This window comes from Burkholderia sp. Ed8 (assembly GCF_040761425.1).
GTDB classification, from domain to species: domain Bacteria; phylum Pseudomonadota; class Gammaproteobacteria; order Burkholderiales; family Burkholderiaceae; genus Burkholderia; species Burkholderia seminalis.
Genome location: NZ_CP142885.1, coordinates 1,171,038 through 1,185,650, shown reverse-complemented (window position 1 = coordinate 1,185,650; position 14,613 = coordinate 1,171,038). Strand labels below are relative to the sequence as shown.

11 protein-coding genes are annotated in these 14,613 nt (G+C 68.2%); 1 reads left to right on the top strand and 10 read right to left on the bottom strand.

What is annotated here, in order from left to right; translation table 11 throughout:
• The first annotated feature begins 102 nt into the window (after positions 1-102).
• The gene (locus VXM69_RS05595; RefSeq protein WP_367189128.1) at positions 103-1,338 is read left to right on the top strand and encodes an MFS transporter; all 1,236 of its coding nucleotides are present in this window, start codon (positions 103-105) and stop codon (positions 1,336-1,338) included.
• A gap of 129 nt (positions 1,339-1,467) precedes the next feature.
• On the opposite strand, the gene VXM69_RS05590 is transcribed toward VXM69_RS05595, so the two are convergent.
• From VXM69_RS05590 to VXM69_RS05545, 10 genes are all read right to left on the bottom strand, one after another.
• Positions 1,468-2,634, bottom strand: coding sequence for a glycosyltransferase family 4 protein (locus VXM69_RS05590; RefSeq protein WP_175900403.1), 1,167 nt, complete (start codon positions 2,632-2,634; stop codon positions 1,468-1,470).
• Positions 2,634-3,818 (bottom strand): glycosyltransferase family 4 protein, encoded by a 1,185-nt coding sequence (locus VXM69_RS05585; RefSeq protein WP_034185702.1) that lies wholly within the window; start codon positions 3,816-3,818, stop codon positions 2,634-2,636. Before VXM69_RS05585 ends, VXM69_RS05590 begins: the two co-directional genes overlap by 1 nt.
• Complete coding sequence (locus VXM69_RS05580; RefSeq protein WP_034185701.1) at positions 3,815-5,281, bottom strand: O-antigen ligase; 1,467 nt, start codon at positions 5,279-5,281, stop codon at positions 3,815-3,817. The genes VXM69_RS05585 and VXM69_RS05580 overlap by 4 nt, the downstream gene beginning before the upstream one ends.
• Positions 5,282-5,291: 10 nt before the next feature.
• Positions 5,292-6,428 (bottom strand): glycosyltransferase family 4 protein, encoded by a 1,137-nt coding sequence (locus tag VXM69_RS05575; RefSeq protein WP_367189127.1) that lies wholly within the window; start codon positions 6,426-6,428, stop codon positions 5,292-5,294.
• A 43-nt stretch (positions 6,429-6,471) separates the two neighbouring features.
• Complete coding sequence (locus VXM69_RS05570) at positions 6,472-7,431, bottom strand: glycosyltransferase family 2 protein (RefSeq protein ID WP_367189126.1); 960 nt, start codon at positions 7,429-7,431, stop codon at positions 6,472-6,474.
• A gap of 64 nt (positions 7,432-7,495) precedes the next feature.
• Positions 7,496-9,721: a polysaccharide biosynthesis tyrosine autokinase gene (locus VXM69_RS05565; protein ID WP_034185698.1), complete on the bottom strand. Its 2,226-nt coding sequence runs from the start codon at positions 9,719-9,721 to the stop codon at positions 7,496-7,498.
• Between the two features lie 50 nt (positions 9,722-9,771).
• Positions 9,772-10,950: a polysaccharide biosynthesis/export family protein gene (locus tag VXM69_RS05560; RefSeq protein WP_034185697.1), complete on the bottom strand. Its 1,179-nt coding sequence runs from the start codon at positions 10,948-10,950 to the stop codon at positions 9,772-9,774.
• On the bottom strand, positions 10,944-11,387 hold the full coding sequence (locus tag VXM69_RS05555) for a low molecular weight protein-tyrosine-phosphatase (protein WP_034185696.1): 444 nt from the start codon (positions 11,385-11,387) through the stop codon (positions 10,944-10,946). The genes VXM69_RS05560 and VXM69_RS05555 overlap by 7 nt, the downstream gene beginning before the upstream one ends.
• A 30-nt stretch (positions 11,388-11,417) precedes the next feature.
• A complete protein-coding gene (locus tag VXM69_RS05550) occupies positions 11,418-12,830 on the bottom strand; it encodes a UDP-glucose/GDP-mannose dehydrogenase family protein (RefSeq protein WP_367189125.1) in 1,413 nt (470 codons plus the stop codon).
• Positions 12,831-12,893: 63 nt separating this feature from the next.
• Positions 12,894-14,267: an undecaprenyl-phosphate glucose phosphotransferase gene (locus tag VXM69_RS05545; protein ID WP_034185967.1), complete on the bottom strand. Its 1,374-nt coding sequence runs from the start codon at positions 14,265-14,267 to the stop codon at positions 12,894-12,896.
• Positions 14,268-14,613 lie beyond the last annotated feature (346 nt).

Here is a 14,613-nt window from a genome sequence, read left to right as displayed (position 1 = left end):
GCGCGGGCCCGTCGCCCGCCGCACAACAAGTTGCATTTTAAAACTACTTTTCCTACACTTCATACCAGTTTTAATTTGCAACTACTTTGCGCAAGGGAACCCATGGAGTCTTCCTGTCATTCCGGCGTCGCGGCATCGAACGTGCCGCCCCGTGCAACGCATGCGGCCGATGGCGGCCGCCTGTCCTCGGCGCGCGTCGCGTGGCTGGCCGTCTGCTGTGCGGCGAGCGTCGCGAACGTCTACTACGCGCAGCCGCTGCTCGATTCGATCGCGCGCGATTTCGGTGTGTCGCAGGCCGCCGTCGGCGGCGTGATCACCGCGACGCAGCTCGGCTGCGCACTCGCACTGCTGTTCGTCGTGCCGCTCGGCGACCTGCTGAACCGCAAGCGCCTGATCACCGCGCAGCTTCTGCTGCTGACGGCGGCCTGCATCGGTGTCGCCGTGTCGCCGACGCGCATCGCGCTGCTCGCGGGGATGGTCGCGGTCGGGCTGCTCGGCACCGCGATGACGCAAGGGCTGATCGCGTGCTCGGCCGCGCTCGCTGGCGCCGGCGAACGCGGGCGCGTGGTGGGCGCCGCGCAAGGCGGCGTCGTGGTCGGGCTGCTGGCCGCGCGTTCGCTGGCCGGCGTCGTCACCGATCTCGCCGGCTGGCGGGCCGTCTACCTCGTGTCGGGGGCGCTCGCGATCGCGATGCTCGCCGTGCTGTCGCGGCTGTTGCCCGACACGGACGCGCCGCGCGAGCGCATCGGTTATGCGGCGCTGCTGCGGTCGATGGTGTCGCTGTTGCGCGATGAACGCGTGCTGCGCGTGCGCGGTGCGATCGCGCTGCTGATGTTCGCGGCGTTCAGCATCTTCTGGAGCGCGCTCGTGCTGCCGCTGAGCGCGCCGCCGCACGCGATGTCGCATACGCAGATCGGCGCATTCGGGCTCGTCGGCGCGCTGGGTGCGGCGGCCGCCGCCCGCGCGGGCCGGCTCGCGGATCGCGGGCGCGGCGAAGCGACGACCGGCGCCGCGCTCGCGCTGCTCGCGTGCGCGTGGCTGCCGCTCGCGTTCGGCGTCACGTCGATTGCGTGGCTGATCGTCGGCATCGTGCTGCTCGACGTCGGCGGGCAGGCCGTCCACGTCGTCAACCAGAGCATGATTCTCGGCGCGCGGCCCGATGCGCACGCGCGCCTCGTCGGCTGCTACATGCTGTTCTACTCGGCCGGCAGCGGGCTCGGTGCGATCGCGTCGACGATGATGTATGCGCGCGCCGGATGGACCGGCGTCTGCGTGCTCGGCGCGGCCGTCAGCATCGCCGCGCTCGGCGTATGGGTCGCGACGCTCAGGCGCGCGTGATGCGCGCCGGTCATCGGGATCGAGCAAAAAAGCCGGCGCACCCGCGTCGGGCGGCCGGCACGCGCACCGGCCACGTGCCTGCGCCGGTCCGGTTTCCTGGTCGGCGCGCCGGTTGCGCGCCGCGAGCGTTCAGCCGGCCGCCTGGATCGCCTCTTCGTACACGCCGGCGACGCGTCGCGCGATCACCGCGTTGTCGAAATGGTCACGCGCGTAGCGCTTGCATGCGGCCTCGTCGGGCAGCGCGATCGTACCCGACAGTGCGCCGCCGAGCCCTTCCGCGATCGCATCGGCGCCCGTCGACGGCAGCACGAGATCGTTCGACAGCCCGGCCACCGCCTCCGGCAGCCCGCCGACCGGCGTCACCAGCACGGGCGTGCCGGACGCGAGCGATTCGACGGTGATCAGCCCGAACCCCTCGAGGGCGACCGTCGGCACGACGCTGACCGTCGCCGCGCGGTACAGCGCCGCGAGATGGTTGTCGGGCACGAAGCCGAGCAGTTTCACGTTGTCCTGCAGCCCGGCGGCGTCGATGCGCTGCTGCAGTTCCTCGCCGATCTTGCCCTTGCCGGCGATCAGCAGCAGCACGTCCGGGTGGCGTTGCTTGACGAGACCGATCGCGTCGATCAGGTCCTCCAGCCCCATGCGCCGCACGAGCCGGCGCACGGCCAGCACGATCGGCCGGTCCTGCGGCAACTGCAGCTTGTGCCGCGCCTCGGCGGGCGTCAGCGGCGTATCGAACTGCGCGGTGTCGACGCAGCCGGGAATCACGCGCACGCGCGACGGATCGATCCCGTAGCGGTTCGTCAGGATCTGGCCAAACGCCTGCGACAGCACGATCAGCCGCGACGAGCGCGTATAGACGGCCTGTTCGAGATAGCGCTTCGCGCGCTGCCCGAGCGACGCCGCGCCCTCGACCTGGCTTTCGTCGGCCCACGGCCCCTGGAAGTGCGACACCTGCGGAATCCCGCGCGTGACGTCGAGCCCCGGAAACGTGTACAGCGCGAAGTGCGACGAGATCACGTCCGGCCGTTCGCTGCGGATCTCGTCGCGCAGCGCGCGCCGCGCGGCGAGCATCCGGCGCGCGAGCGGCTCCGACGCGGGACCGAAGCCCTGGATCGCGCCGCCCGTGTCGTCGGCGACCTTCGGCGAGCCGGCAACGAGCCCGCGCACCTCGACACCGGCCCCCGGCAGCGCGCCGACGAGCGAGTAGTACATCCGGTCGAGGCCGCCCGCGCGTTCGGGGAACCAGTGCATGCCGATTTGCAACGATTTGATCGGCCGGGAAGTTTGGGACATCACGACTGCTCCTGCGTGACTGCATGCTCGACCCGCTCGAAGGCGGACGGCTGCGTGGGTTGACCGATGCGCCGGTAAAGCGCGACGTACTGGGCACCCATGTGCGCCCAGCCGAAACGGGTCATCAGTTCGCGGGCCGCGTCGCCCATCGCGCGACAGGTGTCGCGCGAGGCCGCGAGCGAGCCGATCGCCTGCGCGAGCGCGGCCGGATCGTCCGGATCCTCCAGCACGATCCCGCATTCGCGCGTGATGATCTCCGCGCCGCCCGCCGTGCGCGCAGTGACGACCGGCAAGCCGGCCGCCATCGCTTCCAGCAGCGACAGGCTCATCGCTTCGTAGCGCGACGGAAAGACATACGCGTCGACCGAGCGCATCAGCGTCGGCATGTTTTTCACGAGGCCGAGGAAATGCACGCGCGCATCGATGCCGAGCGCGCGCGCCTCTTCCGGATACGGGCTGCCGGGCAAATAGCCGGCCACCGCCAGATGCACGTTCGCCGGCAGCTTCGTCAGCGCCTTCAGCACGGTGCCGAGGTTCTTGCGCGGCGTGCGCAGGTCGCCGACGAACAGCAGCAGGAACGCGTCGTCCGGCAGCTTGAACGCCGCGCGGTCGGCCTGCGCGTGCGCGAACGCGCTGCCGTCGACGCCGTTGTAGATCACGCTGATCTTGCGGCTGTCGATGCCGAGCCCGGCAATCTCGTCGGCCACCTTCTGCGACACGGCCGTGATCGCGCGCGAACGCCGGTACGCCCAGCGCTCGAGCGTGGTGTTCACGCGCGTATAGACGTACTGGTAAGCCGACCAGATGCCCTTCGTCGGCCCGAACGGATAGTACGGACTCTTGAACCAGCCGCCGTGCACGAAGTGCGCGGTATTCACGTCGGCCTTGATCCACGAGATGAAGCCGTTCACGTGCAGCACGTCGTATTCGCCGCGATGCGCGCGCAGCCAGGCCGCGCTCTTCAGCGCGAACACCTGCTGCTTGACGAGATTCGACGGCCAGAAGCCGCCGACCTTGACGGGCACCCAGCGCACGCGCGGGTCGGCCAGCAGCTCCGGCGCGACATGCGACGCGACCAGCGTGACCTCGTAGTTTTCGGCCAGCGCCGCGCGCGCGATTTCGTAATTGACGCGGCCCTGCCCGTCGTTATGTCGCACGACGTGCGTGACGATCGCGATTCTCAATGGTCGCCTCCCCGTGAACGCGCGGCGGCCAGCAGGCGTTGTGCCTTTTGCCAGTGCGCCGCGGCAAGTATCGAAAAAATGGCTGTGAACATCAGCAGGCCGCCCGTGCCGATCAGCGAGTTCGTGAACACGAGCATCGCGAAGGTCGACAGGCACAGGCTCAGGCACGCGCCGACGAACTTGTCCTTGCGCAGCCGGAATGCCGCGCGCAGCGTGCGGCCGAACAGCATCACGACGCCGGCGAGATACAGCAGCGTGCCGGGCCAGCCGAGCACGAACGGCACGTTCATCACGCCGCTGTCGAAGCTGCCGTACTTGCCGAGCTCGCCGCTGTCGCTCGACAGCTTCGTGGATGCGCCCGTCGCGCCCATTCCTTCGCCGGCGACGTCGGTAAACGCCGTCTGCGCGAAGGTGGCATAGAACTTGTTGCGGTCGTCGTAGCTGCGGTCGTCCTTCAGGTTCGTGATCGACTGCAGGCGCGCGCCGAGACGGTCGGCCACCGGCCCGACGGTCAGGAGCGGCACGCACAGCCCGACCAGCACGACGCCGCTGATGAGGATCCGCATCCGCAGGCGGTTGTTCGACTGCGCGAGCTGGATCGCGAGCGCGATCACCCAGCCGCCCCACGTCGAGCGCACGAGACACAGCGCGAACGACACGAAACCGGCCGCCCCCGCGAACCAGCGGATCTTCTGCGGCGCGGCGAACACGAACACCAGCGCGCCCATGATCGCGAACGCGAACGGCCCCGACGAATTCATCGTGCTGAACACGCGCACGCCGTACGGCACCGGCTCGCCCTGCGAGCCCATGTCGGACCCGATCATCCACAGCACGTCCCACTGCGGCATCACGAAGTACTGCACGACGCCGTACAGGCCCATCACCAGCATGCCCCACATGAACGTGGACAGCAGCACGTCGCGGTACTCGGGATAGTCGCGCGCGTTGACCATGATGTGAAAGCCGATCAGCACCGGGTACACCCAGTTCGCCAGGTCGTAGGTCGCGGCCATCACGCCGCTCGACACGATCCCGACGAGATACGCATACGCGAGCCCGAACAGCATCAGCAGCACGGGAATCCCGCGCCGCTGCGCGAGCACGCGGTAATGCCGGATCAGCCCGAAGCCGGCGATCATCGTCACCGCGAGCGGCGCGACCTGGATCAGGCTCGTCGGCGTGAACGCGCCCTTCGACCAGTCGGCCAGCCGCCGCACCTCGGGGCTCAGGAACCACACCCACCACATGAAGCCGACATAGCGCGCCGGGCTCTTGAAATACAGCCAGAAGCCGACCGCGATGGCCAGCACCGGAAACGCGAGCGTCAGCACCTTGCCCTGATGCACGGCGATCAGCGCGGCGGTGAAGGACCACAGCGCGGCCTGCCCGACCCAGTGCTTCGGCTCGGGAAGCCGGCTGCGCTTGGGCGACGGTGCACGCTCGGCGGCAATCGTACTCATCGATCCGCTCTCACCGCGACGACGGGCGCGAATCGGCGAGCGGCATCGCCAGCCCCGCGGCGGCCGGCGTGCGGCGCCGGCGCAGCATGTCGCGCGTGATCCGCACGTGCTGCTCGGCGAACGCCTGCGTGGTCAGGTCGCGATCGCGCAGGCACGCGGCGGCGGCCCGCGCGCAATCGAGCGCCGCCGCCGGATCGGCGACGAAGCGGTCCGCGGCCTGGCGCATCGCCGGCGCGTCGAACGCCGGCACATACGCGGCCGTATCGTGCGGGAAGTAGTCGCTGAGCCCGCCGACGTTGGACACGATCATCGGCTTGCCGACGGCCGCCGCCTCGAGCATCACGGTGATACCCGACGCATGGAAATTCGGCCGCAACGGCACGACGATCACGTCGGCCCACGCGTACAGCTCATGCTGCTTCGCCAGCCCCGACGCCGAGCCGATCTTCACGTTCGGCGCATGCCACTCGCGCGGCACGCGGCGGCGCGTCGCGAGCCGCACGTCGTAGCGCGCGTCGCCGCCGAACGCGGCGAGGAACGTGCGCCAGTCGCGGTCGCGGTCGTTGCCGATCGCCGCGATCCGCAGCGGCTGGTTCGGTGTCCACTGCCGCGGCTCTGCCGGCGGAAAATCCTGGGTGTTCAGCCCGTAGTAGACGAACTCGGCTTCGCGACCGAGATAACGACGGCACAGCTCGGCGTTGTCGCGCGCCAGCGTGGTCAGCGCGTCGGCGCGCTTGAGCAGCTTGCGGTACAGCCAGCGGCGCGGACCGCCGAAACTGTCCCACTTGTCGAACAGCCACACGCTCTGCGCGAGCAGCAGCGGCCGCTTGCCCCGCGTACCGGCGAGCTTGAGGACCAGCGCCGCCGCCAGATGCTCCTGTTCCGTATGCGTCCAGATCACGTCGGTGTTCAGCAGCGCGGCGCGATTGCGCCACGCATGCACGACGTCGAAGCCGAGCGCCGCCTTCAGCGCGCGGCGTGCAAGGCTGGCGACGCGGTTCTCGCCGCCGTCCTGCGAATAGGTCAGCCGGAACTCGTCGGATTCGGCGTGGTGATAGCCGTACAGACAGCCGATGTTCTCGCCTTTCCGGTAGGTACGCGGATCGGCGCCGTAAAACAGATGGACATGGACGTTCGTTGCAGTCATGCGAGCCCTCCGGGGGTGGCCGCGCGCGAGGCGCGCGGGCCGTTCAAGACGTCACCGACGGCATCGCCGCATGGTGGGGGGCAAGGTTCGCGCGGCGGGCATCGCGCGCGCCACGGCGCACCGCGCGCCAGTGCTCGCGGATCCGCTCGCGCTTCGCCGTATGCAGCGACAGCAGCACGTGCGCGAAGCCCGGGTAGACGCGCGTGCCGACCAGCGTCCACCACCACCATGCGATCTCGCGCCGCAGCGGCGGCAGGTGCTCGCGCAGGATCAGGTGCATGTTGTACGCGCCGTTGCTGATCGCATTCAGCGACGCGGCATCGCGCCGGTCGTCGTCGAAACGCTCGGCCGGAAAATGATCGACCGCGATCGCCGGGTCGTAGACGAGCGTCCAGCCGTCGCGCTGCACGCGCATGCTGAAGCCCATGTCGTTGTGCACCTGCGCACCGGCGCCGCGCAGCCGCGTGTCGAAGCGCAGCCGCTCGATCGCGGCGCGGCGGTAGCTCATGTTCGCGCCTTTCAGCATGTCGACTTCGCGCGCGCCGCCGACGCCGAGGTGATGATTGCCGACGATCTTGCCGGACAGCGTGAGCTGGCCGACGCGTTCGCGCGATTCGTCGAGCACGCGGCCTTTCTCGTGGACCCAGTCGCGCCCGCCGACCGCGCCCACGCGCGGATCGGCCTCGAATACCGCTTCGACGCGGGCGAGCCAGTCGCGATGCGGCGCCGCATCGTCGTCGGTGATGGCCACGATGTCGCCGGTCGCGGAATCGAGCCCCTTGTTCAGCGCGGCGACCTGCCCCGGCACGTCGACCGGCACGACGCGCAGCGGCAGCGCGCCGCCGACCGCCGGATCGGCGAGCCGCTCGTGCGTGGCGTCATCCTCCGGGCGCGCGACGACGATCACCTCGTCGGGCAGCCGCTGCTGGCGCTGCAGCGCCAGCAGGCAGCGCGCGAGGTCGGCGGGACGCCGGTAAGTCGGAACGAGCACGGAAATTTTCATCGATGGTTCTCCAGTCGGCCGGGCGGGCAGCACGCGCCGCCCGCCCGGTTACGCGCCCGACGGATCAGGCGCTCAGGTATTCATGCACGGCCGCATAACCGCGGCCGTAGCCGCGCGCCTTCGGCGGCACGCCGTTGAAGATCCCGCCTTCCAGGTCGACACCCGCGGTGCGCAGGCGCTTGATCGCATCGGCGATCTCGCCTTCGGTATGCATGCCCGAGCGCAGCACGAGGAACGTCGAGCCGGCCATGCGGCCGATGATGGTCGCGTCGGTCACCGCCAGCACCGGCGGCGAATCGATCAGCACGACGTCGTAGCGCTTGCCGAGCCCTTCGAGGTATTGCGGCAGGCGCGACGACATCAGCAGCTCCGACGGGTTCGGCGGACGCGTGCCGGCCGCGATGAACGACAGGCCCTGCACCGGCGTTTCGCGCACGGCATCCTCGAGCGGCGCCTGGTCGCTCAGCAACTCGGACAGGCCCGGCTGCGCGGTCAGGCCGAAATAGCGGTCGAGCAGGCCGCGGCGCATGTCGGCGTCGATCAGCAGCACGCGCTTGCCCGAATGGGCGAGCAGCACCGCGAGGTTGACCGTCAGGAAACTCTTGCCGATGCCCGGCGTCGGGCCCGTCAGCACGATCACGCGGTTCTTCGCGTCCATCATCGCGAACTGCATCGCGGTGCGCAGGCTGCGCAGGCTCTCGACGCTGAGATCCTTCGGACGCAGGCTCGCGAGGATCGGCCGCGCGCGGCCGCCGCCCTTCTCGGCCGCCGCGTCGAGCTTCACCTGCTCGGCGCTTTGCGGCACCAGCCCGTACAGCGGCAGGTTGAACGTGCGCTCGATGCGGTCCGGATCCTCGATGCCCTGGAACAGGTTGCGGCGCAGGAACACCACGCCCGTGCCGAGGATCAGGCCCAGGAACACGGCCGCCGACAGGATCAGCACCTTCTTCGGCTTGACCGGATCGCCCGGACGCAGCGCCGAATCGACGAGGTGGATGTTGCCGCCCGTGCCGGCCTTCTGCACCGACAGTTCCTGCACGCGGTTCAGCAGCAGCACGTAGATGTCCTCGGCGACCTTCGCGTCGCGCTGGAGCTGGACGGCCTTCACTTCGGTGGCCGGCAGGCTGCGGAAGCGGTTGCTGAACTTGTCCTTCTCGCCCTGCAGTTCCGCGAGCTGCTGCTTGGCCGCGATCACCATCGGGTGCGAATCGGTGAAGCGCTGCGCGAGCGACGCGAGCTGCAGGCGCTGCGCGGCGATCTGCTGTTCGTACTGCACGCTGCCTTCGAGGTAGACCTTCGCCTCGTCGCTCGCGTTGATCGAGCCCGACGTGCGCTGGTACTGCGTCAGCGCCGCTTCCGCGCGTTCGAGGTCGGCCTTCAGGCGCGGTTCCTCGCCCTTCAGGAAGTCGAGCATCTTGGTCGCCTCGGCCTGCTTCGCGACCACGTGCTGGTTCAGGTACGACTGCGCGAGCGCGTTCGCGATCGCGGCGGTCTGGTCCGGGTCCTTGCCTTCGAGCGAGATCTGCACGACGCCCGTCTGCTTGCCCTGCTCGGTCACCTGGATGCCGGCCTGGAAGCCGCTGATGGCGTCGAGATCGTTGTAGCGGACCACCGTGAACTGCGTGCCGGGGCGCGCGACGAGCTTCTGCACGAGCAGCGTCACGCCGCCGCCCTGCGCCGCTTCGCCGACATGGCCCGACAGCAGCCGCGTCCCGTTCGGGTCGACCAGCGAATAGGTGCCGTCCGGGCCGGCCGTCAGCGTCAGCTTCTTGCCTTCGAGCGCCGGCACGACGCTGATCGAATCGACGTCGGCGACTTCGCCGCCCCACGCATACGACTTCAGGCCGAGCCACGGCCGCGACGGCACGCCCGCCGTCGCGAGGCGCGCGGCGAGGCTGCCGATCACCGGCAGCGTCTTCGGCGCGATCGAGAAATTCAGCTTGAACTGATCGACCACCGGCGCGACGACGCCGCGGCTCTTGATGATCTCGATTTCCGCATCGGTCTGCGCCTGCTGCGGACCGGTGTTGATCGTCGCGCCGGTCTGCGTCTGCGTGAGCGCCTGCGACGTGTTGTCGTTGCTCTCGACCCGCACGTGGACGTCGGCCTGGTACACCGGCTTCGCCACGTAGCAGTAGAGGCCGGCGAGCGCGACGACCGTCACCGCGATGCCGAGCAGCAGCCAGATGTCGTCCATGATCACCTGGAGCAACTGGCCGAGGACGACGTCCTCTTCCTCGGTTTTCACGGACAGATCCGCGTAGGAGTGTTTCGCTTGCGTGTTCACCATTCGTTCCCGCTTGAGTGGTGCCGGGGCGGAGGCGCCGCCCCGGCGGGCTATCAGCGCGTGATTTGCCGCATGTAGAAGATCGTCTGGATCGTCGGCAGCACCTGCTGCAGCACACGGTTGAACTGCACCGAGCTGGCCGTGCTGACGTAGACGACGTCGAGCGGTTGAAGCGGGAAGCGGCTCGACAGCATCAGCGCATCGGGTTGCGTCATGTCGAGACGGAACACTTCGGGCTTCGTCGGGTTGTCGCGCATCCCGCGCATCACGTAGATCTTGCGCGGGTTCGCGTCGGTGTCGAGGATGCCGCCGCCCGCGGTCAGCGCGTCGGCGATGGTCAGCCGGCCCTTGAGCATCGGCACCGTGACCGGCGTCTTGACCTCGCCCATGATGAACACGCGGCTGTCGCTGCGGTCCGGCACGTTGATGATGTCGCCCGCCTGCAGCATCACGTTCTTGTTGACTTCGCCGCGATCGAGCACGCCGTTCGCGTCGAGCGTGTAGAGCTTGCCGTCGCGGGTCAGGCGCACGCGCTGCAGGTCGGCCTCGTTGGTCGAGCCGCCCGAGCGCGAGATCGCGTCGACGAGCGTCAGCGGCACGTCGCTCATCGCGAGCGGGCCCGGCTGCTTCACCTCGCCCGTCACCTGCACCTTCTGGCTGCGGAACGACAGCACGCGCACGTCGAGCTGCGGATTCTTCACGTAGCGCGACAGGCCGGACGCCATCTCGTCGCGGATCTGCGCGACGGTCTTGCCCGCCACGCGCACCCGGCCGACGAACGGGAAGAAGATCGTGCCGTCGGCGCCCACCGTCTGGCCATACGGATCGGCCTGGCCCGGCAGCGCGGTCGTATACGGCTGCTGCAGCGCGCCCGCGACCGATTGCGTCGTGTTGCCGCCGCTCGAGAACGACTGGCCCTGCGGCGTCGTCAGCTCGGGGTGGTCCCACACGGTGACGCCGAGGATGTCCTGCGGGCCCACGCGATAGGTGTACTGCGACGGGTCGGTGTAACGTCCCGGCGGCAGCGGATGGTCGACCTGCGCCTTCTGCAGCTGGTCCATCACCACTTTGGCGTCGATGTAATGCACCGGATAGGTTTCGGCGGCTTGCTGCCGGCCTTCGTCCTTCAGGTTCGACGAGTCGAGGTAGTTGCCGGGAGCGGTTGCACAGGCCGACAGGAAAGTCGTCAGCGCGACGGCAAGCGCCACCGGGCGCATCGGGCGTTTCAGCATAGTTTCTGTAGCCATCCTTGAACCAGACGTTCGATCAGTGAGTAGCTCTCGCGGTAGTCGGCCTCGGGGCCGCCGTGCGGGTCGGCAATCTCGGCCCCTTCCCACTTGCCGAGCAGGTGGACCTTGCCGCGCGCGAACGGATCGACCGATTCGACGGCCGCGATCTGTCCGCGCTCGCTGACGAGAATCAGGTCGGCGTCGCGCACCAGCCGGCGCGACAGCCGCCGCGAGCGGTGGGTCGTCGCATCGACGCCCCGCTCGGCGAGCAGTTGCCGCATCACCGGATCGATGCCGTCGCCGTCATTCGCGTGCACGCCGGCCGAGTGAAAGGTCGGGCGCGGGCCGCCGCGCGACGCGGCGTGCGACTTGAACAGCATTTCCGCTGCCGGGCTGCGGCAGACGTTCGCGTGGCAGACGATCAGGATGTTCCGGAACATGGCGCCTCGTAACGAGTGACGGGAAACGGGTTACGCACTCGCGCGCGCGGCGCCGGGCACGCGGGCGGCGACGGCCTGGCGCGAGCCCGGCCGGCCGATCGGGTGGTACTCGATGCCCTGCTCGCTCATCGTCTCCGGCTCGTACAGGTTGCGGCCGTCGAAGATCACCGGCGCTTTCCACAGGCGGCCGAGCGCGACGAAGTCGGGGCTCTTGAAGATCTTCCATTCGGTGACGATCACGAGCGCGTCGGCGTCGCGCGCGGCCTGCGCCTCGTCGTCGACGAAGGTCAGGCGCGCCAGCCAGCTCGGGTGATCGGCGAGATCGAGCGCGATCACGCGGCGCGCTTCCTGCTGCGCGACCGGGTCGTACGCGGCGATGCGCGCACCGCGCGACAGCAGCTCGGCGATCAGCTCGCGGCTCGGCGCTTCGCGCATGTCGTCGGTGTTCGGCTTGAACGCCAGGCCCCAGATCGCGAACGTGCGGCCCGTCAGGTCCTCGCCGAAACGCGCGACGATCTTGTCGGCGAGCACGCGCTTTTGCGTCGCGTTGACCGACGACACGGCCTTCAGGATCTGCAGCGCCTGCCCGTGCTCGTCGGCCGTGCGGATCAGCGCCTCGACGTCCTTCGGGAAGCACGAGCCGCCGTAGCCGCAGCCGGCATACAGGAAGTGATAGCCGATGCGCGGATCGGAGCCGATCCCGCGGCGCACGGCCTCGATGTCCGCGCCGAAGCGGTCCGCGAGGTTCGCCAGCTCGTTCATGAACGAGATGCGCGTCGCGAGCATCGCGTTGGCCGCGTACTTCGTGAACTCGGCCGAGCGCACGTCCATGTACAGCGTGCGTTCGTGGTTGCGGTTGAACGGCGCGTACAGCTTCTTCATCAGTTCGCGGGCGCGCTCGCCCGGCACGTCGTCGTCGCAGCCGATCACGATGCGGTCCGGACGCGTGAAATCGTCGACGGCCGCGCCTTCCTTCAGGAATTCCGGATTCGACACGACCGAGAACATCTGGTCGCCGCCGCGCTTCGCGAGCTCGTCGGCAACCGCCGCGCGCACGCGCTCGGCCGTGCCGACCGGCACCGTCGACTTGTCGACGATCACCTTGAAGCCCGTCATGTAGCGGCCGATGTTGCGCGCGGCGGCGAGCACGTACTGCAGGTCCGCCGAGCCGTCCTCGTCGGGCGGCGTGCCGACCGCGATGAACTGCACATCGCCGTGCGCGACCGCGGCCTCGACGTCGGTCGAGAAGCGCAGGCGGCCGGCCGCGCGGTTGCGCGCGATGACTTCCTTCAGGCCCGGCTCGTGGATCGGCACGCCGCCGTTGTTCAGGACGTCGATCTTTGCCTGGTCGACGTCGAGACAGAACACGTCGTGCCCGATGTCGGCGAGACAGGCGCCGGTGACAAGACCTACGTAACCGCTGCCGATGATAGTCAGATTCATGATGTGTCGGACCTCGTGACCAATGATTCGAAATTCGTAAAACCGGAACGCCTGCGCGGCGCGTCAGTACGCGTTGCTGCCGGTAAAGCCTTTCCAGAGCGTCAGCACGACGATCTTGATGTCGAGCCAGAACGACCAGTTCTGCATGTAGTACAGATCGAGCTTCACGCGCCCCATCATCTTCTCGATCTGGTCGGTCTCGCCGCGATACCCGTTGATCTGCGCCCACCCGGTGATGCCCGGCTTGATCCGGTAGCGGAACATGTAGCCCTTGACCAGATCCTTGTAGATGTCGTCGTGCGCGAGCGCATGCGGGCGCGGGCCGACGACCGACATCTCGCCCTTCAGCACGTTGATGAACTGCGGCAGCTCGTCGAGGCTCGTGCGGCGCAGGAACCGGCCGACCGGCGTCACGCGCGTGTCGTTCTTCGTCGCCTGCGTGACTTGCCCGGCCACTTCCTGATGCACCTTCATCGAGCGAAACTTGTAGATCTCGAACTCGTGCCCGTCGATGCCCTTGCGCTTCTGGCGAAAGAACACCGGCCCGCGCGACGTCAGCTTGATCAGGGCCGCGATCAGCACCATCACCGGCGCGAGCGCCGTGAGCGCCGCCAGCGCGAACAGCCGGTCGAACACGAACTTCGGCAGGATCCGCACGTCGGTGATCGGCGACGCCGCGAGGTTGATCGCCGGCACGCCGAGCACCTCGACCACTTCCTGGTTGAAGAACGACAGCGTGCGCACGTCCGGGATGAAGCGGATATTCACGAAGTCGTGGCGGAACACCGTCACGATCTGGTGAATCCGGCGCTCCTCCGTGATCGGCAGCGTGAGCCACAGCTCGCTGATCGCGCGGCTGCGCACCAGCCACACCAGCGATTCGAACTGCCGCTCGATGCGCACGTCGTCGAGCGCCACTTCGCCCGGCGCCTCGCTTTCGTCGTACACGCACACCGGGTTGAAACCGGCTTCCGGCCGCGCCCGCATCTGCGCGATCAGCCGCCGCGCCGCCGGCGTACCGCCGACGATCGCGACCGCCTTCAGGTTGTAGCCGCCGCGACGCAGCTGCCGCAGCACGACGTGCACGCACGTCTTCGAGCCGGCGAGCAGCGCCATCGTCACGAGCGCCCAGTAGCCGAGCCACAGCCGCGACAGTTCGCCCGACTGGTGAAAGCTGAAGCTCATCAGGATGCCCGCGAGCTCGACCACGAGCCACGCGAACGCGACCCGGCCCACCAGCCCGACGAGACGCTTGCCGCGCCACGACTGGTAAATGCCGATGGCCGGAAAGAACACGACGACGAGCAGGCAGTCGAACAGCACCGTCGTGCGCTGCAGGTCGTTGAGCCAGATACTGCCGTCGTGCAGCGCGGCGGCGATCAGCGCCCCCGCTACGACCATCGCGATATCGATGACTCTCGCCAGCACGCTCAACATGTCTGCTTCCTCTTTGAACAGGCGTTTGCCGAACAGCTCCTCGTGCGACCCGTGCCGCACCTTCGATTCAAACGTTGCATGACGCTATTGAAGCGACAAGAAAATCCCCCCTCAAGCGCACAAGTATTTCGAAAAATAATCGGAAATTCTTGCCGCGAACTTTTTGAATTAATTCGGCACGTTTTCCCGAATCGATCTGAAATCGAGAATTTTTCTGAAACTTTCCGTTCGGCGCAATCCCTTTACAGGCAAGCGCCAGCTGCCGGTGCACGGAATTATTTTTTATTTTTTTATTTGCATCCGATGCTAGCGCGGAAAATTTTTCCAGATGAATGCCCGATGAATA

Bases quoted from the DNA above. Each gene is read 5' to 3' on its own strand.
- VXM69_RS05555 (WP_034185696.1), bottom strand. From the start codon at position 11,387: ATGTTCCGGAACATCCTGATCGTCTGCCACGCGAACGTCTGCCGCAGC.
- VXM69_RS05550 (WP_367189125.1), bottom strand. From the start codon at position 12,830: ATGAATCTGACTATCATCGGCAGCGGTTACGTAGGTCTTGTCACCGGC.
- VXM69_RS05595 (WP_367189128.1), top strand. From the start codon at position 103: ATGGAGTCTTCCTGTCATTCCGGCGTCGCGGCATCGAACGTGCCGCCC.
- VXM69_RS05580 (WP_034185701.1), bottom strand. From the start codon at position 5,281: ATGAGTACGATTGCCGCCGAGCGTGCACCGTCGCCCAAGCGCAGCCGG.
- VXM69_RS05570 (WP_367189126.1), bottom strand. From the start codon at position 7,431: ATGAAAATTTCCGTGCTCGTTCCGACTTACCGGCGTCCCGCCGACCTC.
- VXM69_RS05575 (WP_367189127.1), bottom strand. From the start codon at position 6,428: ATGACTGCAACGAACGTCCATGTCCATCTGTTTTACGGCGCCGATCCG.
- VXM69_RS05545 (WP_034185967.1), bottom strand. From the start codon at position 14,267: ATGTTGAGCGTGCTGGCGAGAGTCATCGATATCGCGATGGTCGTAGCG.
- VXM69_RS05590 (WP_175900403.1), bottom strand. From the start codon at position 2,634: ATGTCCCAAACTTCCCGGCCGATCAAATCGTTGCAAATCGGCATGCAC.
- VXM69_RS05560 (WP_034185697.1), bottom strand. From the start codon at position 10,950: ATGCTGAAACGCCCGATGCGCCCGGTGGCGCTTGCCGTCGCGCTGACG.
- VXM69_RS05565 (WP_034185698.1), bottom strand. From the start codon at position 9,721: ATGGTGAACACGCAAGCGAAACACTCCTACGCGGATCTGTCCGTGAAA.